Raw genomic sequence first — 20,694 nt, forward strand, 5'->3', positions numbered from 1 at the left:
TTGAGAGGCTGCCATGACTCGCTTTGCCAAATCCGCTCTTGCTGCCCTGATTTCGCTTTGCACGCCGCTGGCCGCGCCTCTTGGCCAGCCGGCGCAGGCCGCCGATCTTTCCGTCTATTCCGACGAGGACAGCGGTGTCTGCGGGCAGGCCTGGGTGCTGAACAAGATCTCCAGCCGCTTTTCCTATCAGGTGCATCACGTGCCGCATCTGCCCGATGTTTCGATCACCGATTTCCAGCGCATTCACCAGCATCGCTACCTGCCGGCCAGCGAAGAATGGCCGATCGGCCGCCGCTATTGCGGCGCTACCGTCAGCCTGTCCGATGGCCGTGCCCGCACCATCTGGTACCTGATTGAGGAAGGCCAGGGTTTTGCCTCGATCGGCGACAATGTCGAATTCTGCGTTTCGGGCTTCGACCGCTGGATGGTCTACAACGGCCGCTGCCGCGTCCTGCGCTGAGAGCAGTACCTTTCTCCACCTTTAACGCCTGCGGCAAGATCGGCCGCAGGCGTTTTCATGTGGCGTGTTGACAGGGGCGCTGATTGATCGCATAGATAGACAGACCTGTCTCATCATCAGCAAAAGATCATGACACCATCGTCTGCGATCCACAAACGCCAGCACGTCGTCGAAACCGCCTACGCCCTGTTCAAGCGCGCCGGCTTCCATGCCACCGGCATCGACCGCATCATTGCCGAGGCCGATGTGGCCAAGATGACGATGTATCGCCACTTTCCCAGCAAGGACGAACTGATCGTTGAGGTGCTCGACTATCGTGCCCGCCGTTTCGAGCGTCAGCTCGACCAGCTTGCGCAAGAGGTCGCCACGCCAGAGCGGAAGATCGCAAATATCTTCGACTGGCACGAACGCTGGTTCAGCAGTCCTGATTTCCACGGCTGCCTGTTCGCGCATGCCCTGGCCGAATTCGGCGATCCCGCCCATCCGGTATTCCAGGCCGTCGCCAGGCAGAAGAACGGCCTCAAGCGGCGCATGCGGGCGATCCTTGAGGACATAATGCCGTCGAAGCAGGCTGAGGACGCCGCGGCGGCACTGCTGATGCTGATCGAGGGCGCGACGCTGATGGCGCAGATGGGGCAGCCCGCCATCGACAGTGCCCGCAAGGCGGCCGATGCCGTCATCGCCGGCGCGCGTGCAGCGCAATGAGCGCGACGGTCATTGCGCTCGCGCTGTTCGCGGCAGTCCTGCATGCCGGCTGGAACGCCTTCCTGCGGACGGGTGCCGACAGGCTGTGGACGGTCACCGTCATGAGCTTTTCGAGCACACTCATCGCCATTCCAATGGCGCTTTTCCATTCACTTCCCGCAACCGGTGCCTGGCCCTATGTCGCGCTCTCGGCCGGCCTCCAGGTCAGCTACAGCGTGTTCCTGGTCGCCGCCTACCGCTATGGCGAGTTGGGGCAGGTCTATCCGATCGTGCGCGGCAGCGTACCGCTGCTGGTCACACTCGGCGGTTTCGCGCTGGCCGGCCAGCAGCTCACAATGCCCGAGATCGTCGGCGTCACGCTGGTCGCCTGCGGCATCATGGGCCTGTCGCTGGGCAGGGGCAGGGCATCGACGACCTCGATCCTCTACGCGCTGGCGACCGGCGCGATCATCGCCGCCTACGCGACTGTCGACGCCATCGGCGTGCGGGCGGCGGGCGACAGCGGCGCCTACACCGCCTGGGTGCTGCTGATCTACGGCGCCTTGCTGCCGGCGACCTTCATCGTCTTGCGCGGCAGGCTCGTCGTCAACTTCAGCGCGCCGGAAACCCGTAAGGCACTCGCCGGTGGCTTGTTCGCGCTGCTTGCCTATGCCGTCGTGGTCGCCGCCTTCGCGCTCGGCCCGGCCGGTCCGATCACCGCCATCCGCGAAACCAGCGTTGTCTTTGCCGCCTTCATCGGTCGGTTCTTCCTCGGCGAGCAACTGACGCCGAGGCGCATCAGTGCCTGCGCCGTCGTCGCGCTTGGCGCCATCTGCCTCGGCTATCAGCCGTGAGCGGCAAGCGATCTCGATCGCGCCATTCTGGTCATGCGCTGCGGCCGGAACCCGACACGTAGGCGCAGATCAACTCGACGAGTTGCTTCTGCAACTCCGGCGCATCGAGCATGTCTCGACGTGCGGCATTGTGGATGACGCCTTCGACCGCCGAGGACAGCACGCGGGCAACGGTCTCATTGTCCTTCCTGCGCTTGCGATATTGTGTCACCGCCACCGTGTAGTGGTCGAGGTAGCGCGACTGGAACGAGGCATGGGCGGCGCGCGAGCCGCGATCGCCTGGCACCTCGTCGAGCAGCACCTGATGCAGCGTCGGATGGATGCTGTGCGCCTCGATCATGCCGCGCACCAGCTCCTGTGCGAATCGCTTGAGCGGCTTGTCGTCTTCTGCTGATTCGGCGATCACCGACAGCACCTGATCGAAATGTCGCCGGCGAATTGCCTCGACCAGCGACAGCTTGTCGGGAAAATATTGATAGAGCGAGCCGATGCTGACACCGGCGGCCTCGGCCACCTTGTTGGTCGTAAAGCCGGCCCAGCCGAGCGCGCTCAGAACGTGAGCACCAGCTTCGATGATCGCTTCCACGGTTGCGCGCGAACGCGCCTGGCGCGGCTGCTTGCGCATGCGCGAGCGCGGCTTTGCAATGCGAGTAGACATGTCCGCTCCATCAGCCAAGAATATGGACAACATACTCACATTTTTTGGAAAGGATACGGGCCATGAGCGCGCTGGATCTGCTTCGCAGTCTCTTCGTCGATCAAGCCTGGGCCAATGGCGAGTTGCTTGAGAAGCTCGCGGGTATGGATCAGCAGAAGCATGCGAAGGAACGTCATTCGGCGATCCGTCTGCTCAACCACAATCTCGTCGTGTCGAGAATATTCGCGGCGCATCTTTCCGGCACGCATCACGGCTACGCGTCAGACAATACTGAGGACACGCCGTCGCTCGATGAACTCGGCGCCGATGTCGCGGCGATGGATCGTTGGTATCTCGATTATCTGGAGACCTTGTCGCCGAAACTTCTGTCACAGCCTGTGCCCTTCATCTTCACCGACGGCGACAAGGCAATGATGTCGCGCCAGGAAATGCTGACCCACGTCGTCACTCACGGCGGCTACCATCGCGGTGAGATCGGCCGCATCCTGGTGCAGATTGGTGTCACGCCGCCATGGGATACGTTTGCCGTACATCTGCATCAGAGTGAGCCTTCGCGTCGGCTGCAGCTGCGTGAGCCGGTAGGGGTGTAGCGCCTACACCCCTTGGATTCCAAGGGATGGCGGCTCCCAGCATAAGCATTGCCGCGATCCTTCATCTATCCCTTTGTTCGCTGGGCATCTCCGGCGCGCCGAAGCTGGCGATCGCTCTTCTCGTCGAAAGATGTTCGGCACAACAAGATGGGTTCAGTCCCATCAAATGCTGTCTTTCAGAGCCTCAACCTAACCTCTCTCAATATACGAGTAAAAAGCTCGCATTCACTTTGGTGCTGTTTCTGCAGCCGTCAGGATGAAGCAAGATCAGCCTCTGCGGCGCGATGATTTTTGGCGATCTGATAAGCCACCGATGACCACATGAGATCGACGGCGCTGCAAGAGAATGTGAGCTTGACGAGAAGATCGCATGAGTCGCGCTGCACGAAATTTCTCTCGCAAAAGTTCGCTGTGACGCGCGAAGATTCTTTGCCGGTTTCTGTACCCACCATCGCGAACATGCTCTCGGTGTAACCGAAATTTAATCTGCGAAATTCAATGTAATGCTTCGCTGGCTAGACACACGCGAGTCAGATATGAATTAACTTGCCGGGTCACTAACGGCCATCGGCACAAACTCAAGGGGCATCGCATGGCAAAGACCACGACGAAGGCGCCGGCGGCGAAAGCGCCGGCAAAGAAAGCGGCACCGAAAGCTGCCGCGAAACCTGCAGCAGTAAAGAAGGCAGCACCGAAGGCAGCGGCAAAGCCGGCAGCCAAGGCAGCGGCGAAGCCGGCAGCTAAGGCAGCGGCAAAACCCGCCGTCAAGGCAGCAGCGAAACCCGCCGCCAAGAAGCCGGCAGCCAAGGCAGCGGCGAAGCCTGCTGCGAAGGCAGCAGCCAAGAAGCCGGCAGCCAAGGCAGCGGCGAAGCCCGCCGCCAAGGCTCCGATGAAGGCCGCCGCCGCCAAGTCGACGGCAGCTGTGAAGAAGGCAGCACCGGCCAAGAAGCCAGCCGCCAAGAAGAAGTAACAGCGGACGACGTTCCATCTCAAAGCTCCCGGGAACTTTGCCGATTGGCAGATTCCCGGGAGCTTTTTTGTTGAGCTTTGGGTCTTGTCTTGATGCCTATCGTTCTCTCGAAATCGACGCCACTTCCGTGCGACATGCATTAGCCACTTCATTGTCGGCGGATTGGCTGCCTGGTTTTGCCCTTCTGGCAGTTGCCCCCTCGGAGAAGATCGGCCAACACTAAAACGGTCGCATGCGAGCGGGTTCGGGCGACGCGCTCTTGACCTCTGTTTTACGCGCGTCGTTCTCTCAAGACCGAACCCACTTTTTGAGCGACATACGCTGGCCGTCTGAAAACAGGGAACCGATCATGCCGAAGCTGCTCTACGCGTCCTCATCCCCCTACAGCTCCAAGGTGCGCATGGCAGCACTCTATGCCGGCATCGCCGTCGAGCTGGTGCCGGTCAAGACCGAGGACAAGCCCGCCGAACTGCTGACGGCCAATCCGCTCGGCAAGATCCCGGTGCTGGTGCTGGACGACGGCCGCTCGATCCACGACAGCCGCGCCATCACCCAGCATCTCAACCGCGCCTCGAAGAATCTGCTATTGCCGCGCAATGCCGACAAGCGCCTCGAGGCCGAAGTGCTGGAGGCGCTGGCCGACGGCATTTGCGACTGCGCGCTGTCGATGGTCTATGAGCGGCGCACGCGGCCCGAGGAGATGGTCTACCAGCCCTGGCTCGATCGCCAGTGGACCAAGATCACCGCCGCACTCGACCTCCTCAACGCCAATCCGCCGAAACTGCCGAAGAAGATCACGCTCGGCCAGCTGGCGCTGCGCGCCTGCCTTGGCTATCTCTCGCTGCGCTTCGCCGGCAAATGGGAAAAGGGCCGCGGCCGGCTGACCCGCTGGGCAGCCCGCTTCGATGAGAAGTTTCCGGAGCTGAAGGTGGCTGTGCCGGCGTGAGAACTGCCGATCTCCCCCGCAAGGAGGGAGATTGGATGTCACGACAGCTTTCGCCAATCGCCAACATCGAGCACAACGGCGCCCGGCGCCGCATATTCCAAACAGAAGAGCAGAGCCGCCTCACCAAACAAAAAAAGCCGGGCACGAGGCCCGGCTTTCTTGTGTCGTGGCTTGAACGACAGTTAGAACTTCATACCGACGCCGAAGGTGACGCGGTTGTCGCTTTCCTTGACCTTGGTGCCGACGCTGTCGAAGCTCTTGGAACCGAAGTCGGTGTAGCGGTACTCGACACGGCCGAACACATTGTCGGTGATCTTGATGTCGGTGCCGACGCCGGCCGTCCAGCCGAGCATGGTGCTGCTGTCGCTGTCGCCCGGAACCGAGACCTTCTGGTTCTTCAGGGCGCCACCGCCGGTGCCGTAGAGCAGGATTTCCGGGGTCACAGCGTAACCGAGACGGGCGCGCAGCGAGCCTTCGAAGCCGCCCTTGGAATTGACGCCGCCGCTGTCACCCTTGACGCCGTTGTAGCCGAGATCGGCTTCAGCGCCGTACACGAAGTTTTCCTGCTGCCACTGATAGCCGCCGAAAACGCCGCCGACGAAGCCCTTGGTCTTGATGTCGGGGCCGCCGTCGTGGACCTTGGCATGACCGCTGAAACCGTAGCCCGCGCTGATACCGGCATAGGGGCCGGCCCAGGAGGCGACGGGGAGTTCGGCAACCGGGGCAGGTGCCGGGGGCTCTTCCGAGACGACGTCAGCGGCAAAAGCAGTGCCGCTGAGGGCGAAGAGCCCGAGCGCGACCGCGATTGGCGCGAATTTGAGATTGGCTTGCATTGTTGTTTACTCCTTAAGCCACAAGACACGTAGGCTTGTTTGTCCTGAGCGCCATCAACCCGTCCGGGGGATGAAACGGATCTGGCACTCAACGGTTCCGAATGTCGTGTCAAAATGCGGCGGCAGCGAACCTGAAACTGGGTCATTCCCCGGCGCGAATGAGGCCGAAGCTTGACGTTGCATCTTCGCAACAGCGAAATGTCAGCACGCTTGCGATGCTGCACTGCACTCGGCTTGGTGCAAGGACTCCAGCGTCCTATATTGCGGACCTGCCGACCCGAATCCGGGTCGGGCCAAGGTGCTGAAAAGGCCGCTTCGCCACATTCCTGCCCCAGGTGGAAACGGCATTTAACACCTGGACGCGTCACAATGTGCCGGCTAGCGGATCAGAGGCGCCAATTGAGGATTGACAGATGATCGAAGCCGCCGGAACGGCGCTGGTGACGGGTGGGGCAAAGCGGATCGGCAAGGCGATCGTCCAGGATCTGGCCGCGCATGGCTTTGCCGTCGCCATCCATGCCAACCGCTCAGGCGCCGAAGCCGATGCGCTTGCCGCTGCTATCAGGGGCGAGGGCGGCCGCGCCGCCGTGGTCGCCGCCGACCTGACCGACATGAACGCCGTTGGCGATCTCGTCGGTCGGGCAGAGGCAGCACTCGGCCCGGTCACGCTTCTGGTCAACAATGCGTCGCTGTTCGTTGACGACAGCGTCGAGGATTTCGACTGGGCCGCCTGGGACCGCCACTTCGCCATCCATGTGAAGACGCCGGCGCTGTTGGCGCAAAACTTCACCCGTGCCTTGCCGCAAGGGCGGGAGGGGCTGATCGTCAACATCATCGACCAGCGCGTCTGGCGGCCGACGCCACGCTATTTCTCCTACGCGCTGTCGAAGTCGGCTTTGTGGACGCAGACTGAGATGCTGGCGCAGGCGCTCGGTCCGCGCATTCGTGTCAACGCCATCGGCCCTGGCCCGACGTTGAAGAATGCGCGCCAGGACGATCATGATTTCCAAAAGCAGGTCGACGGCCTGATCCTGAAGCGCGGCCCGCAATTGGCCGAATTCGGCGCCACCATCCGCTATCTCTGGGATGCGCGCTCGGTGACCGGCCAGATGATCGCGCTCGACGGCGGCCAGCATCTTGCATGGCAGACGCCGGATGTGACAGGCATGGTGGAATGAGTCCCGCAGACCAGAAAAACAAGACGCGCGCCGGCGCCGCTGACGATATGCCGCCTGAGATCGACCTCGAGGACGAGGCGGCCGAGGAGATCGTCGAGCTCGAGGCCACTGGGCCTGATGTCGCCTTCACCGCGATAGACTGGGCGCCGCATGCCGGTGACGCCGACGGCATGGTCGGCGCTGAGGTCATCCAGACGCTGGTCAAGCGGCTGCCCAATGCGCCCGGCGTCTACCGCATGATGAACGCCGCCGGCGACGTGCTTTATGTCGGCAAGGCGCGCAGCCTGAAGAAGCGCGTCACCAACTATGCGCAAGGCCGTTTCCACACCGCCCGCATCGGCCGCATGGTGCGCGAGACGTCGACGATGGAGTTCGTCGTCACCCGCACCGAGATCGAAGCGCTGCTGCTCGAAGCCAATCTTATCAAGCGCTTGCGGCCGCGATTCAATGTGTTGATGCGGGACGACAAATCGTTCCCCTATATCCTGTTGACCGGCGATTACGTCTCCCCCGGCATCTACAAGCATCGCGGTGCGCGCTCGCGCAAGGGCGACTATTTCGGCCCGTTTGCCTCCGCCGGCGCGGTTGGCCGCACCATCAATTCGCTGCAGCGCGCCTTCCTGCTCAGGAGCTGCACCAACTCCTTCTACGAGAACCGCACCCGGCCGTGCCTGCTTTACCAGATCAAGCGTTGCGCCGGTCCCTGCACCGGCGAGATATCGCACGAGGGCTATGCCGAGCTGGTTTCCGAGGCGAAAGATTTCCTCTCCGGCCGCAGCCAGAAGGTAAAGACGGAGATCTCTGAAGCCATGCAGCAGGCGTCACAGGAGCTCGATTTCGAACGCGCTGCCATCTATCGCGACCGGCTGGCCGCCCTATCGCATGTGCAGAGCCATCAGGGCATCAACCCGGCCACGGTCGACGAGGCCGATGTCTTCGCCATCCACCAGGAGGGCGGCCAGGTCTGCATTCAGGTGTTCTTCTTCCGCACCGGCCAGAACTGGGGTAACCGCGCCTATTTCCCCAAGGCCGATCCGGCGCTGGAGGGGGCGGAAGTGCTGGGCTCGTTCCTGGCGCAGTTCTATGACGACAAGCCGACGCCACGGAACATTCTTCTGTCGCGGGGCGTCCAGGACCAGGAGCTGCTGGCCGAGGCGCTGTCCACCCGCGCCGGCCGCAAAGTGTCGATCTCGGTGCCGCAGCGCGGCGAGAAGAAGGATCTGACCGACAACGCGCTGCAAAATGCCCGCGAGGCGCTCGGCCGCCGGCTGGCTGAAACTTCGACGCAAGGGCGTCTGCTTGCGGGCTTTGCCGAGACCTTCGGCCTGCCGAAGCCGCCTGTGCGCATCGAGGTCTACGACAATTCGCACATTATGGGCACCAACGCCGTCGGCGCCATGGTCGTCGCCGGGCCGGAAGGTTTTGTGAAGAACCAGTACCGGAAGTTCAATATCCGCTCGACCGAGATCACGCCTGGTGACGACTTCGGCATGATGCGCGAGGTGATGGAGCGGCGCTTTTCAAGGCTGCTGAAGGAGCACGGCGATGTCGCCGTGGCCGACGATGCGGCGGCAGGCGACGACATCGAGGAAGATATCTCCGGCAGCTTCCCGGCCTGGCCCGACGTCATCCTGATCGATGGCGGCCAGGGCCAGATGAGTGCGGTGCGCAAGATCCTCGCCGATCTCGGCATCGAGGACCGCGTCGTGGCGATCGGCATTGCCAAGGGGCAGGATCGCGACGCCGGCCGCGAGCGCTTCTTCGTCAAGGGCAGGGACTCGTTTTCACTGCCGGTGCGCGATCCGGTGCTCTATTTCGTCCAGCGGCTGCGCGACGAGGTCCATCGCTTTGCCATCGGTTCGCACCGCGCGCGGCGCAAGAAGGAATTGGTCAAGAGCCCGCTCGACGAGATCGCCGGCATTGGTCCCGGCCGCAAGCGGGCGCTTTTGCTGGCCTTCGGCACCGCCAAGGCGGTCAGCCGCGCGGCGGTCGAGGATCTGGTCAAGGTCGACGGCATTTCCGAGCAGGTGGCGAAACTGGTCTACAATCATTTCCATGAGAATTGAGCGCCAGTGACACCGGGAGTGTCTGTGCGATCGAATGTCAGCTGCCGTCTTTTCTCAGAGACCACTCGAATCCCCGCAATCGCGCGCTATTTTCGTCTGGCCAATCGAATCTCGGCTGTTGACCCCCTACATCCGGTTCTGATTTGAGTACGCAGGCAGAAAGAGTCCCCCCGATATGGCCCAGCGCGCGTTCAACCTGCCCAACATGCTCACCTATGCCCGCATTATCGCGGTGCCGCTGGTGGTGCTGTGTTTTTTTCTCGAAGGACATCTGAAATCGAGCGACTTCGCCCGCTGGTCGGCATTGATCATCTTCCTGCTGGCCTCGATCACCGATTATCTCGACGGCTATCTGGCGCGCGCCTGGCAGCAGACTTCCAACATCGGCAAGATGCTCGATCCGATAGCCGACAAATTGCTGGTCGCCACCTGCCTGCTGCTCTTGGCCGCCGACACCGACCGCCACGCCGGCATTGCCGGCTGGTCGCTGTGGGCGGCAATCATCATCCTGTGCCGCGAGATCCTGGTCTCGGGCCTGCGCGAGTATCTGGCGGCGCTGAAGGTCTCGGTGCCGGTGACGCAGCTCGCCAAATGGAAGACCGCCATCCAGATGGTCGCCATCGCTTTCCTGCTGGCCGGGCCGGCCGGCGACAAGATCTTCCCGCTCACCACGCAGACCGGGCTGGTGCTGCTGTGGATCGCCGCACTGGTCACGCTCTATACCGGCTACGACTATTTCCGCGCCGGCCTCAAGCACATCATGGACGAGTGAGATGACCACGCGGCTCATCTATTTCGCCTGGGTGCGCGAACGGATCGGCAAGCCCGAGGAAGACTTAGAACTCCCCGCCGGCATCGAGACGGTCGCCGATTTGCTGCGCTGGCTGAAATCGCGCGGCGAGGAGTATGAGCACGCGCTGCAATATCCCGAGGTGATCCGCGTCGCCATCAACCAGGAACATGTCGAGCATCGCCAGAAGATATCCGGCGCGCGCGAGATTGCGCTGTTTCCGCCGATGACCGGGGGCTGACACCATGTCCGGCGCGCCGACGGTGCGCATCCAGCGCGAGGATTTCGACGTCGCCGCCGAGATCGCGAAACTGACCGAGGGTCGCGCGGACATCGGCGCCGTGGTGTCCTTCTCAGGACTTTGCCGCGACGAGCAGGGCCAGCTGTCGGCACTCGAGCTCGAACATTACCCTGGCATGGCCGAGGCCGAGATCGGCCGCATCGCCGCCGAAGCCACAGCACGCTGGCCGCTGCAAGGGCTGACCGTCATCCATCGCCACGGCAAGATCGCGCCTGGCGAAAACATCGTGCTGGTGGTGGCTGCGTCCGCGCACCGGCAGGCGGCGTTCGAAGCGGCGAATTTCCTGATGGATTTCCTGAAATCGCGCGCGCCGTTCTGGAAGAAGGAACACCGCGTGGACGGCACCGATGGTGGCTGGGTCGAGGCCAAGGACGCCGACGACCAGGCCGCGGCGCGCTGGACACAGTCGCCGCCGGACTGATCCGCAGCCGGAATATTGCCATGCAGCCGCCTTCCATTGACCGCATTCCCTTGGCCAAATCGCATCTGGCAAAAGGGAGCAAGGGCATGCTGGACAGGATCGCTGAGTTCTTTGTCTTCGGTTTTGTGCCGCTGGTCATCGGCATGCTGGCCGTTCCCGAGCTTTCCGTCGCCGCCGAGAGAACGCTGAAGGGCGAGGTGATGTATCGCGAGCGCATCGCGTTGCCGCCCAACGCCGTGCTTTCGGTGCAGCTGGCCGATGTGTCGCTAGCCGATGCACCGGCCGCCATTGTCGGCGAGCGCAAGGTGGCGCCGGCCGGCCAAGTGCCGATCAAGTTCGAGATCAGCTTCGACCCAAAGGTGATCCGGCCCAACATGACCTACGCGCTGCAGGCGCGCATCACCGCCGACGACAAGCTGCTGTTTATCACCGATACACGCTATCAGGTCGATCCGCTGAGCGACGCGCCGCAGGCCATCGTTCTGAAAATGGTAGCGCCGAGCGACACGCCGACTTCGGCTTCGCTGTTCGATCAGAGCTGGCTGGTCGACTACATCGACGGCATCGGCGCGATTGCCCAACCCAAGGCCACGTTCAGGGTCAGCGAAGCCGGCAAGGCCGGCGGCAGCGGCCCTTGCAACGCCTATTTCGCCACTGCCAAGGTCGAGGGCGCGACGATCGCCATCAGCGACATCGGCTCGACCTACAAGGCCTGCGCGCCAGAGGTGATGGCCGAGGAGAAGGCGTTGTTCGAGGCGCTGGCCAAGGCGGCGTCCTATCGTGTCGATGGCGGAAAGCTGATCATCGCCGACAAGGACGGCCGCGACATTTTGCGATTCAACGCAGCGAGTTGAGGCTCACGCCTGCGGTGGCGGCGGCGCCGGTGTCAGGCCGAACCGGCGCATCAGGTCCATAAGCCTGGCACGGTCGGGCGGCCCGCCGGCGCTGAAGATGGCGAAGGCCTCGCGAAAATAGTCCGGACCGATCGCCGCCGGCGTCACCACGCACAGCACCTTGGCGGTCTCGGCGGTATTGTTGTCGAAGCGATGGACCGCGCCGCGCGGAATGCACAACGCCTGGCCAGGCCCGATATCGTGCCGGTGTCCGTCGACGGTCAGCGTCAGCACGCCTTCGATCCCGTACATCGTTTCCTCATAGTGGTCGTGGCTGTGTGCCGGGGCGGGCAGGCGCTGCGAGCCGGCGACCGTCAGTTCGAAGGCGGCGATGCTGCCGTTCGATTGGTCGCCGGTAACCAGGAAGCGCACGGCAAGGCCGCCATGGCTGATTGTCTCCTCGGCGGGATTGACGCGAACCTCGTTGGCCTTGTCTAGCATTTCATCCTCCTATGTGGTAAATCGAATTTACCCAATCAGTAAACTCAATTTACCAAGGTGTCAATGCCGCCGTCCACCGAAGATCCACCGAAGAAGCCGCCGCTGATCGGTGCGCTGCTGCGTGTGCCGGCCATGGCCATTCACCGCAAACTGATCCGGGATCTTAGGGCATCGGGTTTCGACGACCTCAGCCCGCCGCATATGGCGGTGATCCAATATCCCGGCCCGGATGGCCTTCGGCCGAGCGCGCTTGCCGAGCGCGCGGCGATGAGCAAGCAGGCGATGAATCAACTGCTGAAGACACTGGAAGCGATGGGTTACATCACCCGCTCGGCGGCACCCCACGAGAGCGGTGGCACCATCGTCCACTTCACCGACCGCGGGCGCGCCGCCTACCAGAAAATGGCCGACATCCTGCTCGACGTCGAACGGGAATGGGCCGAGGAACTTGGCGAGAAGCGTTTCACGGAGCTGAAAACGCTGCTCGGCGACCTCTGGGACACGCCGCTCATCCGCTGAAAGCGGCATGAAGCCGAAGCCGGGACCGGACCAAAGAAAAAGGCCGGCGAAACGCCGGCCTTTTGCATGCATTCCGTTCGCGTCGGCTCAGCCGACGATCTCGGTGTCGGAAAACCAGTACTTGATCTCCTGCGCGGCGGTTTCCGGCGCGTCGGAGCCGTGCACCGAATTCTCGCCGATTGACAGCGCGTGCACCTTGCGGATGGTGCCTTCGGCGGCGTTGGCCGGATTGGTGGCGCCCATCACTTCGCGGTTCCTGGCAATGGCGTTTTCGCCTTCCAGAACCTGCACGATGGTCGGCGCCGACGACATGAATTCCACCAGTTCGCCGAAGAACGGACGATCCTTGTGGACGGCGTAGAAGCCTTCAGCCTCACGGCGGCTCATCCACACACGGCGCGAAGCAATGACGCGCAGGCCAGCCTCTTCCAGCATCCTGGTGATGGCGCCGGTGAGGTTGCGTCGCGTCGCATCCGGCTTGATCATGGAAAAGGTGCGTTCGAGCGCCATGGGGTCGTCCTTGTCTTGAGATTGGAATGTGGAGTGGCGGGCTCTATACAAGCCGCCCGGCCCATTGCCAAGGGGAGGCGCTCCATGTCCTGGAACGGTGCCGCCATCGTAGGGGCGACAGATCGTCCGGGGCGAAGATAGACGGCTCGCAGGGGCGGGACTATAATCTCCAGGGAAATCAGTTGGACGGGAAGCCGGACACCGGAGGACCTTCTACGAGATGAACCGGCCCTATTTAAGACCCGGGGACCTCAAGGGCATCCTGCTGATGGTTGCCCTCTTCGGCGGCCTGGTCGTTGCCATGCTGCTCGGGCTTGGAAAGAATGCGAATTTCGGCTTCGGCCCGGAATGGCAATGTACGCCGATGCCGAAGGGCGATCCGATCTGCGTCAGGCTCATCGCCAAGGATGAGGCGAAGTGACCGGAGTTACCGCCTGATCGTCACCGGCGGCCGCCGCTGCTCCCAGCCCTCGCGTTCCAGCGTCGGCACATCATGCTCCTCGCTGGCATAACCGAGGCAGAAATAGCCGATCAGCGTCCATTCGGGCGGCGTGTCGAGGATCTTGGCCATCTCGGCCGCATCGAGGATCGACACCCAGCCCATGCCGATGCCTTGCGCCCGTGCCGCCAGCCACAGCGTATGTACCGCCATGACGGCCGAATAGTCGATGGTCGCCGGCATGGTCATGCGGCCGAGCCCGTGGCCCTGTTGCGTCGTGCGGTCGGCAAAAACCGCGAACTGGCAGGGTGCTTCATTGAGGCCGGCAAGCTTCAGCCTGGCATAGAGCGCTGCGCGCTCGCCCGAAAAGCATGCCAGCGCCTCGGCGTTGCAGCGCTCGAAAGAGTTTCTCACGGCGGCGCGCCGTTCGGCACTCTCGACCACCACGAAACGCCAGGGCTGGCTGAGCCCGACGGACGGCGCGATGCTGGCAAGCTCCAGCAGCCGTTCCAGCGTCCCCTCGGGCAGAGCCGTCCGCTCGAAGCGCCGCACATCCCTGCGCCAGCGCAGCAGCGTGACGAGCCCGGCGCGAAAATCGTCGGTAAAATCGGGGGGTGGTGGCATGGCGCCAGGGCTTTCGTTGGGCAGTAGGGATTAGGCAGTAGGCAATACAGCGCGAAAACCCTACTGCCTACTGCCTAATCCCTATTCCCTAGGCAGCGGCAGCTGCCACCGTACGGCCAAGGCCGTCATGAAGGTCGAGGCAGCGTCCGAACCATTGCGCAACGATGTCGCTGTCGTCGAGCAAGCGGTAGGGCGAGGTGATGCGCGCCCATTGCAGCGCGCCAAAGACGATGTAATCGGCAAAGAGCGGCGAGGCGCCGCCGATGAACGGCTGATAGCCGAGCATCGAGCGCAGCGGCTCCAGCGCGGCACGAAAGCCCGCAAGCCCGGCATCGCGCACGGCCGTTACTGCTTCCAGCGGCTTGCCGAAGCGCTGCTCGCGGCTGGCGCGGAAATAGGCGGCGTTCTCGTCGTCCTGCATGGCGTGGATGTCGAGCAATGCTGCCGTGGTGACATAGGGATGGATGGTGAGCTGCGACCAGCGCTCGATGAAACGCACCATCGCCTTGCCGCCGTCGCCGGCAAAAAGCGTCGGCCGCTCGGGATAGGTCTCGTCCAGATAGAGCGCGATGGCGAAGGAATCGGCCACCACATGATCGCCGTCGCGGATCACCGGCACGGTCTTGGAAACGCCGCCCTCGACCCTGGGCACGTCGAGGAAGCGTGTCGGCAGGCTGGATTTGTCCAGCCCTTTATGCGCAAGCGCCATGGCAATCTTCCAGCAATGCGGGCTGAACGGACGGGTCGTGTCGCGTCCGACGAGTTCATAGAACAGAATGGTCATTGGCGGCTGCGTCCTCGCGGTCTAATTAGGCGCCTGCGGCTGAAGCGGAACTGGTCGGCGGGAAGAGAAGATGAAACAGCATTTCATGATGTTTGCGGCCTACAATCAATGGGCCAATGGCCGCATCTACGATGCCGTCGCCGGGCTTGACGACGAAGAGTTCAACCGCGACGTCGGCGCGTTTTTCGGCTCGATGATGGGCACCCTCAACCATCTGCTTGCCACCGACCGCATCTGGATGAAACGCTTCACCGGCGAGGGCGATGCACCCGCAAAGCTCGACGCTATCCTGCACCGCGCTTTGCCAGGCTTGAGGCTGGCGCGCGAGGCCGAGGACAGGCGGATCGTCGACTGGGTCGGCGGTCTGACTGAAAAGGCCTTGTCTGGTCGCTTCTCCTACATGACCGTTTCCGACATGCGCACCGTCTCGCAACGGCTGGCGCCGGCGCTTGGCCACGTCTTCAACCACCAGACCCATCACCGCGGCCAGGCGCACACCATCCTGACCATTCTCGGCCGGCCTTCGGTATCGCTTGATCTGGCACTTTTCCAGCGCACGGACGAAGGCCGCGCCTACGCCTGATCTCCTGACCGCGCTTCCCGTTTGGGCGTCCCGTTTCACGGAAACGCCGAACCGTCCCGCTCATCGGTAGACTGAAAAGCGTTCACATCGTCGTGGATTCGCGCCTGGGGGCACTCCCCTGCGGTCGATGCATTTGCGCCGGCCGTCGACGCCTCGGCGACGAACAACGTCAAGCTCTGTACCCCCCAGCCGGGCTTTGAAGATCCTGTCGGCACTGCCGATTTGGGGCCCTTCGGCACTCGGAAGGGCACAGATACAACCTGCTCCAACTTACAGTGGAGGTTTTGTTGATGAAATTCGACAAAGTTTAAATATTGAGGCAAAAACTTATTTTTTTTTAGAAAATCAATACACTGATTGAGAACTGCAATCTCGATCGCCAGAAAAAATAAAGAAACTCTAAGGAATGGCCGTGCGTAGCTCTACGTGCATAAGCATATGTCGTCTTGGGTGTTCTGACATGTTGCAGTGCAAAAAGTAGAAGGGCAACAAAGGAGAGTGTCATGGCTAATATCACTCAAAAAATCGCTAGAACAATAGCGACGAGTGCAATTATCGTTATTTTTGCCGCTCCCGCGAATGCAGGAGGCGGAATTGGCGTCGGTGCTGGCGCATCCATCGGCGGTGCTGGCGGTGTCAATGCCGGTCTTGGCGCCTCGGTTGGCGGTAGCGGCGGCATCAATGCCGGCGCTGGCGCCTCGGTCGGCGGCAGCGGCGGTGTCAATGCCGGTGCCGGCGCCCAGGTTGGCGGCAGCAGCGGCGTTACTGCGGGCCTCGGCGCCTCAGTCGGCGGCAGCAGCGGCGTCAACGCTGGTGCTGGCGCCAAGATTGGTGACGGCGTCAACGCTGGTGTTGGCGCCACGGTCGGCGGCAGCGGGGGTGTCAATGCCGGTGTTGGCGTCAACGTCGGCAGCGGCATCAACGTCGGTGTCGGCGTCGGCATTGGCGGAACGCCCGGTACCCCCGGCACTCCAGGAACTCCTGGAACACCAGGCACCCCTGGGGTGCCCGGTGTCGTTTCCAGCATGTCGAGCAGCCAGCTGACGCGCATGAAGAAGCGCTGCATCGATGTGCTCAGCAGCGAGGGCACCTACGACAGCGACCTGCGGCAGCTCTGCCTGATGATCTCCCGTCGCTGAGACGGGTTTCGCCGGGAGTGTCGAAACCAGCCGTGAGGCTTTACGACACTCTCCTACCGCATGCCCCGGACTTCCCGAGGGACATGCGCTGACGAGAAGCCTCCGGCCAGTCGGAAAGCCCGCCACGCAAGTGGCGGGCTTTTTGTGATCGCCGGCACCTTCACGGCGATCGGCCGTGCTTTTCGACGGGCTGTTAACCACATTACAATTGAAGGCAAGGTTTTAGCGTTTCATTTGCGTTCCGGTTGCAATATGGCGGATAGAGCGGGAGAATGGCATGCGGATCGATCTGTCGCCCACGAGTTGGGGCAGGGTCATAACGGTCACAGTTGCCGGCACAGCGATCTGCATCGCGGCCGCCTTCTTCGTCGATTCCTACAATTTTCCGTCGCTGTCGCCTGAAGCGCTGCGCTGGGCGCAGCTCACCGATCTGCTGCTGCCGCTTGTGCTGGGTGGATCGTTCTTCTCTTTCCTGATGTACAAGATGCGCCAGCTGGCAATTGCCCAGAAGAACTTGAGCATCGTCGCGGCGACCGACAGCCTGACGGCGGTGTTCAACCGCGGCGCGTTTTCGATGCTGGTCGAAGCCTATCTCGAACAGGCGCGCCGCCAGACCGTCGTCAATGCCGGCGCCTTGCTGATCGTCGACGCCGATCATTTCAAGACCATCAACGACCGACTGGGCCATGATTGCGGCGATCAGGCGCTCAAGCTGATTGCGCAGACGATCAAGGCCCAGCTGCGCGGCGCCGACATTGTGGGGCGTATCGGCGGCGAGGAGTTCGCCATCTTCCTGCCTGGCGTCGACCCGTCGCAGTCGTGGCTGGTCGCCGAGGGGATCCGGCGGCGCATCCGCGAGGTCGAGTTTGCTCCGGGTGGACGGCCTTGCCCGCTCTCGGTGAGCATCGGCGGCGTCGCCTTCAGCGGACCCACCACCTATGCCGACATGTTCCTGACGGCCGACCGGCACCTCTACAAGGCCAAGTCGAACGGGCGCGACCAGGTCAGTTTTGAGACAACCGGGCCGCGCGGCCTGCTGTCCGGCGACCCGACGCTGCATTGAGCGCGAGCCTGTATGGCGTGGGCGGCGCTACAGGAACACCGATCTGACATAGCGTAACGGGGCAGTTATCTTCCAGGATGTCGATTTCAGCAGGGCGTAGGGCGGTGGCCGGGTCGTCTTGCAGCCCACTGATGAAATGAATTCTCTTTTCGCCGGATATCGTCGCAGGCGAAAGCTTCGCTGTCGAGGCCGACAATGATCGCGTTGGAGCGTAGTCACACCACATCAGCATCGACGCTCCTGAGAAAACGCCAAGCCCGAGGATGCGTAGAGGCTGGTCTCGCCTGTTCCCGATAATCCGCTCGTATTCGGCGAAGTACGACAGTGCCTTGGGCGTTCCATAGCTGCTGTAATATTTCGTCGCCAGAGCATCCATGGCGGAGCCAGGAGGGCCACCACTTGCGAGCCGCGTTATTGAGCAGATGTTGGATTCTGTTCGCCCGTTAGGCCGAACTCACTACCGGATTTGCAGGAACCATCTGCGCTGTCGCTACCCGACCATTGATCAGCACATGGCTCACACGGTTTGTAAGACCGACCCGCCACCTATCAATGAAGACGAATGGGAGCGAAAGTAGCCCTATTATGACAACCGTCACACCTGCCATCAGGACAAATCTAGGGACAGAGCTCATAGCGACCGTCTCGATATAGAGCTTGCTGGATATTGAATTCAGTACCGATATCTGTACGAGGTAAACTGGGAAGCTCAGTATTCCAAGCCATTTCCCGACGTTGCTGGACAGCGGTTTGGCAAGGGGTGCACATGCGAGTACTGCAAACAGGACCATTCCGGCGCCCGCAGTCTCAACGCAAATATGTATTTGCTCTAATTGGATAAAACCCGACAGCACAAAGAAGAACATGACCGCGCCGCGACCATTGACCAGCCAGTAAAAGGGCGTTCCCATGAGGCTTAATGTGACCCCGCCGACGCTGGCGATGATCATCGAAAGGCCGACAGGCGGCTATTCGAACAGCGAAGTTCGCGTTGCTTTCAAAATGCTGGACGCGATCGACGCTGCGGTAAAGGCCAAGGCCGCAGTCGTTCTGCTCGAAGATGAGCAATTCGCTATCCTTGCCGATCTGCTACAGAAATTTCGCTGGTCAACCGTGTCTGCCAGCATGGTCGCATTTGTCGACGCGGTGGAGGGCGCGGCGATGGTCGACCCGAACACACCGCCGCCGAGAACCAAAAATAGGTCACGCCGGCCCGTTCGCACCGCTGGGCCCCAACGAGGGAACGCCGGCCAAGACTGCGGATGCCTTCAAGCTGGCCTTGCGTATCAGCAACCTGCTGAAGCCCTGGACGATGAGCTTCCGTCCAGGTTTCTCAATCAGGAAGTGGCCCGCGAAGGCAGCAACGAGGCAGATAGGAAATACAACGGCAGGCGCTGTAAGATAATTCAGCCCATCCAAAGTGATGACTTTCATCACAATCATATGGACCATGTAGAGGGCAAAGCTTGCATCTCCCAGTAAAACGAACGGCCCCCACCCGAGAATTTTACCAAAAGCGCCTCGACCGGACGCCATCATGGCGATGAAGATGGCAAAGGCGAAACAGGAACCGCAACCGGCGAACCACTGCGAAAAGACAACCGACCACTGGCTGGGCCCAACCAGTACCGGAAAGATATATGCGAGCCAAATGCACAGCAAAAGCAGGGCAGTCACCTCAATCGCGGTAGACAGACCAAAACCAGCACTGTGCATCGCTCTACCTCGCTGCCAGATTCGGCAAGTGACAATCCCCAGTCCGAACTCCAACAGGCGGCTTGGCGGGAAGGTGTAAAAGAGTGCGTACACCGTTACCGTGAAGACATCCCCCGTAGGAGGGACTTGAAATGCGCTCGCGAGAGCCCATAGGGCCGCGATCGGCAAAACACATATAGCGACAAACAGCCACTTCGTCCGAGACAACAAAACGATGAGCAGCGGGAACATCGCATAGAAAAACATTTCGGTTGAGATTGACCATGCAACGGAATTCCAGCTGAACACAGATGCGTTGGTCGGCACCCAAGACTGAAGGAGCAGCGCGTTGATCACAAAAGAAACGTCTCTGTTAGCGAGTCCGGTCCCGTCGAATACCTGAGAATCGGCCCTTACGAACCAGTAGACCGCGATCAGGCAGACGATATGGAGCGGCCACAGCCTGGCAATCCGACCCAGCATGAAATCTCGGTATGAGAGTTTTCCACTTCCATGCACGTGCGTGAGGATGAACCCACTCAGAACGAAGAAGAAGCTGACGCCGTGGGCAAATGGCAGATTGGGTCCAGCCTGCGCCCAATCGAAATAGAGCGTTGCATGCAGCCACACTATGGAAGCCGCCGCCGCGAAGCGAAGGCTGGTTAGTGACTTCAGGTTTTCTCGCGACAATTCCGGCGCCCCCCCTCTTCGGCGTGCGTATAGGTTTTCTGCATCAAGGCTAAGGTCGGCCCAGCGACCGCCAGACGCTACTGTGCGTGGGTCTAGCTTCTGGCGCCCAAGCATCTCGGTGCCGAAGCCTTGCCGGCCAGCGGCGTGCGGCATGATCTCCGGGATGCCGGCCCGGTCGCATGCGGTCTTCCATACCTTGTAGACGCCATCCTTGTTGGCGTAGATCGATTCTATTCAGCGGATGACCTGTTCGAACTGTCGATATGCTTTGTGTATTTCCCAAGGATCCACCCATCATACGACAATATTCGTTTTCAGATCTCGTTTGGAGATGTGCGGGTAGCGCAAATCGTCGACCATCCTCAATACTTATGGGAGGAGGCTACCTACCAAAGCTTCATATCTCAATATACCATCATCATTTATCAACAAATTGGAGCTTATAGTTCTAGTGGAATCTATATCTTATTCTGTATTGTTGGGGAATATGGCGGGTTTCGTGTTAGAATTGCCAAAAAATCGGGTTTTATGATCTTTGGGCTAACTCTCGTATCCTGGTGTGA

26 protein-coding genes are annotated in these 20,694 nt (G+C 61.5%); 17 read left to right on the forward strand and 9 right to left on the reverse strand.

Features of this window, described 5'->3' with window-relative positions; genetic code table 11:
* Positions 1 to 13: 13 nt before the first annotated feature.
* From AC1DYC_RS00330 to AC1DYC_RS00340, 3 genes are all read left to right on the forward strand, one after another.
* Positions 14 to 460 (forward strand): hypothetical protein, encoded by a 447-nt coding sequence (locus tag AC1DYC_RS00330; RefSeq protein WP_477301863.1) that lies wholly within the window; start codon positions 14 to 16, stop codon positions 458 to 460.
* A gap of 129 nt (positions 461 to 589) precedes the next feature.
* Positions 590 to 1,165, forward strand: coding sequence for a TetR/AcrR family transcriptional regulator (locus tag AC1DYC_RS00335; RefSeq protein ID WP_477402997.1), 576 nt, complete (start codon positions 590 to 592; stop codon positions 1,163 to 1,165).
* Positions 1,162 to 1,998: an EamA family transporter gene (locus AC1DYC_RS00340; RefSeq protein WP_477402999.1), complete on the forward strand. Its 837-nt coding sequence runs from the start codon at positions 1,162 to 1,164 to the stop codon at positions 1,996 to 1,998. Before AC1DYC_RS00335 ends, AC1DYC_RS00340 begins: the two co-directional genes overlap by 4 nt.
* A 31-nt stretch (positions 1,999 to 2,029) precedes the next feature.
* Here AC1DYC_RS00340 and AC1DYC_RS00345 read toward each other — a convergent pair whose 3' ends face one another.
* The gene (locus tag AC1DYC_RS00345; RefSeq protein WP_477403001.1) at positions 2,030 to 2,656 is read right to left on the reverse strand and encodes a TetR/AcrR family transcriptional regulator; all 627 of its coding nucleotides are present in this window, start codon (positions 2,654 to 2,656) and stop codon (positions 2,030 to 2,032) included.
* Between the two features lie 62 nt (positions 2,657 to 2,718).
* On the opposite strand from AC1DYC_RS00345, the gene AC1DYC_RS00350 reads away from it, so the two are divergent.
* Positions 2,719 to 3,246 (forward strand): DinB family protein, encoded by a 528-nt coding sequence (locus AC1DYC_RS00350; protein ID WP_477403003.1) that lies wholly within the window; start codon positions 2,719 to 2,721, stop codon positions 3,244 to 3,246.
* Positions 3,247 to 3,497: 251 nt separating this feature from the next.
* Here AC1DYC_RS00350 and AC1DYC_RS00355 read toward each other — a convergent pair whose 3' ends face one another.
* Entirely contained in the window at positions 3,498 to 3,707 is a 210-nt protein-coding gene (locus AC1DYC_RS00355; RefSeq protein ID WP_477403005.1) for a hypothetical protein, read from the reverse strand.
* Between the two features lie 131 nt (positions 3,708 to 3,838).
* Here AC1DYC_RS00355 and AC1DYC_RS00360 point away from each other — a divergent pair, with 131 nt between their 5' ends.
* Positions 3,839 to 4,216, forward strand: coding sequence for a hypothetical protein (locus AC1DYC_RS00360; protein ID WP_477301853.1), 378 nt, complete (start codon positions 3,839 to 3,841; stop codon positions 4,214 to 4,216).
* 349 nt (positions 4,217 to 4,565) lie between these two features.
* Positions 4,566 to 5,162, forward strand: a complete 597-nt coding sequence (locus AC1DYC_RS00365) for a glutathione S-transferase family protein (protein WP_477403007.1) — start codon at positions 4,566 to 4,568, stop codon at positions 5,160 to 5,162.
* A gap of 182 nt (positions 5,163 to 5,344) precedes the next feature.
* On the opposite strand, the gene AC1DYC_RS00370 is transcribed toward AC1DYC_RS00365, so the two are convergent.
* Positions 5,345 to 5,995 (reverse strand): outer membrane protein, encoded by a 651-nt coding sequence (locus AC1DYC_RS00370; RefSeq protein ID WP_477403009.1) that lies wholly within the window; start codon positions 5,993 to 5,995, stop codon positions 5,345 to 5,347.
* A 413-nt stretch (positions 5,996 to 6,408) separates the two neighbouring features.
* Here AC1DYC_RS00370 and AC1DYC_RS00375 point away from each other — a divergent pair, with 413 nt between their 5' ends.
* The 6 genes from AC1DYC_RS00375 to AC1DYC_RS00400 all read left to right on the forward strand — a co-directional run bounded on the left by AC1DYC_RS00375 (position 6,409) and on the right by AC1DYC_RS00400 (position 11,605).
* Positions 6,409 to 7,173, forward strand: coding sequence for an SDR family oxidoreductase (locus AC1DYC_RS00375; RefSeq protein WP_477403011.1), 765 nt, complete (start codon positions 6,409 to 6,411; stop codon positions 7,171 to 7,173).
* On the forward strand, positions 7,170 to 9,239 hold the full coding sequence (gene uvrC, locus AC1DYC_RS00380; protein WP_477403013.1) for an excinuclease ABC subunit UvrC: 2,070 nt from the start codon (positions 7,170 to 7,172) through the stop codon (positions 9,237 to 9,239). The genes AC1DYC_RS00375 and uvrC overlap by 4 nt, the downstream gene beginning before the upstream one ends.
* A 175-nt stretch (positions 9,240 to 9,414) precedes the next feature.
* Complete coding sequence (pgsA, locus tag AC1DYC_RS00385; protein ID WP_097573323.1) at positions 9,415 to 10,011, forward strand: CDP-diacylglycerol--glycerol-3-phosphate 3-phosphatidyltransferase; 597 nt, start codon at positions 9,415 to 9,417, stop codon at positions 10,009 to 10,011.
* 1 nt (position 10,012) lies between these two features.
* On the forward strand, positions 10,013 to 10,270 hold the full coding sequence (moaD, locus tag AC1DYC_RS00390) for a molybdopterin converting factor subunit 1 (protein WP_477403014.1): 258 nt from the start codon (positions 10,013 to 10,015) through the stop codon (positions 10,268 to 10,270).
* 4 nt (positions 10,271 to 10,274) lie between these two features.
* Positions 10,275 to 10,751, forward strand: coding sequence for a molybdenum cofactor biosynthesis protein MoaE (locus tag AC1DYC_RS00395; protein ID WP_477301841.1), 477 nt, complete (start codon positions 10,275 to 10,277; stop codon positions 10,749 to 10,751).
* 86 nt (positions 10,752 to 10,837) lie between these two features.
* Entirely contained in the window at positions 10,838 to 11,605 is a 768-nt protein-coding gene (locus tag AC1DYC_RS00400; RefSeq protein ID WP_477403016.1) for a YbaY family lipoprotein, read from the forward strand.
* Positions 11,606 to 11,608: 3 nt separating this feature from the next.
* On the opposite strand, the gene AC1DYC_RS00405 is transcribed toward AC1DYC_RS00400, so the two are convergent.
* The gene (locus AC1DYC_RS00405) at positions 11,609 to 12,085 is read right to left on the reverse strand and encodes a cupin domain-containing protein (RefSeq protein WP_477301837.1); all 477 of its coding nucleotides are present in this window, start codon (positions 12,083 to 12,085) and stop codon (positions 11,609 to 11,611) included.
* Positions 12,086 to 12,148: 63 nt separating this feature from the next.
* On the opposite strand from AC1DYC_RS00405, the gene AC1DYC_RS00410 reads away from it, so the two are divergent.
* The gene (locus AC1DYC_RS00410) at positions 12,149 to 12,604 is read left to right on the forward strand and encodes a MarR family winged helix-turn-helix transcriptional regulator (protein ID WP_477403018.1); all 456 of its coding nucleotides are present in this window, start codon (positions 12,149 to 12,151) and stop codon (positions 12,602 to 12,604) included.
* 87 nt (positions 12,605 to 12,691) lie between these two features.
* Here AC1DYC_RS00410 and ndk read toward each other — a convergent pair whose 3' ends face one another.
* Positions 12,692 to 13,114 (reverse strand): nucleoside-diphosphate kinase, encoded by a 423-nt coding sequence (gene ndk, locus AC1DYC_RS00415; protein ID WP_023701900.1) that lies wholly within the window; start codon positions 13,112 to 13,114, stop codon positions 12,692 to 12,694.
* Positions 13,115 to 13,334: 220 nt separating this feature from the next.
* Here ndk and AC1DYC_RS00420 point away from each other — a divergent pair, with 220 nt between their 5' ends.
* Complete coding sequence (locus AC1DYC_RS00420; protein ID WP_477403020.1) at positions 13,335 to 13,535, forward strand: hypothetical protein; 201 nt, start codon at positions 13,335 to 13,337, stop codon at positions 13,533 to 13,535.
* Positions 13,536 to 13,541: 6 nt separating this feature from the next.
* Here the strand turns inward: AC1DYC_RS00420 and bluB are convergent, their stop codons facing one another.
* Complete coding sequence (gene bluB, locus AC1DYC_RS00425) at positions 13,542 to 14,177, reverse strand: 5,6-dimethylbenzimidazole synthase (protein ID WP_477403022.1); 636 nt, start codon at positions 14,175 to 14,177, stop codon at positions 13,542 to 13,544.
* A gap of 88 nt (positions 14,178 to 14,265) precedes the next feature.
* Complete coding sequence (locus AC1DYC_RS00430; protein WP_477403024.1) at positions 14,266 to 14,961, reverse strand: glutathione S-transferase family protein; 696 nt, start codon at positions 14,959 to 14,961, stop codon at positions 14,266 to 14,268.
* Between the two features lie 70 nt (positions 14,962 to 15,031).
* Here AC1DYC_RS00430 and AC1DYC_RS00435 point away from each other — a divergent pair, with 70 nt between their 5' ends.
* The 3 genes from AC1DYC_RS00435 to AC1DYC_RS00445 all read left to right on the forward strand — a co-directional run bounded on the left by AC1DYC_RS00435 (position 15,032) and on the right by AC1DYC_RS00445 (position 17,746).
* Positions 15,032 to 15,544 (forward strand): DinB family protein, encoded by a 513-nt coding sequence (locus AC1DYC_RS00435; protein WP_477403026.1) that lies wholly within the window; start codon positions 15,032 to 15,034, stop codon positions 15,542 to 15,544.
* A 503-nt stretch (positions 15,545 to 16,047) separates the two neighbouring features.
* On the forward strand, positions 16,048 to 16,683 hold the full coding sequence (locus tag AC1DYC_RS00440) for a hypothetical protein (protein WP_477403028.1): 636 nt from the start codon (positions 16,048 to 16,050) through the stop codon (positions 16,681 to 16,683).
* Positions 16,684 to 16,960: 277 nt separating this feature from the next.
* Positions 16,961 to 17,746, forward strand: a complete 786-nt coding sequence (locus AC1DYC_RS00445) for a GGDEF domain-containing protein (RefSeq protein ID WP_477403030.1) — start codon at positions 16,961 to 16,963, stop codon at positions 17,744 to 17,746.
* A 443-nt stretch (positions 17,747 to 18,189) separates the two neighbouring features.
* Here the strand turns inward: AC1DYC_RS00445 and AC1DYC_RS00450 are convergent, their stop codons facing one another.
* The gene (locus AC1DYC_RS00450) at positions 18,190 to 18,696 is read right to left on the reverse strand and encodes a hypothetical protein (RefSeq protein ID WP_477403032.1); all 507 of its coding nucleotides are present in this window, start codon (positions 18,694 to 18,696) and stop codon (positions 18,190 to 18,192) included.
* A gap of 253 nt (positions 18,697 to 18,949) precedes the next feature.
* A complete protein-coding gene (locus tag AC1DYC_RS00455; RefSeq protein ID WP_477403034.1) occupies positions 18,950 to 20,284 on the reverse strand; it encodes an acyltransferase family protein in 1,335 nt (444 codons plus the stop codon).
* Positions 20,285 to 20,694 lie beyond the last annotated feature (410 nt).

The sequence above is a fragment of the Mesorhizobium sp. P2_E7 genome, assembly GCF_056403855.1.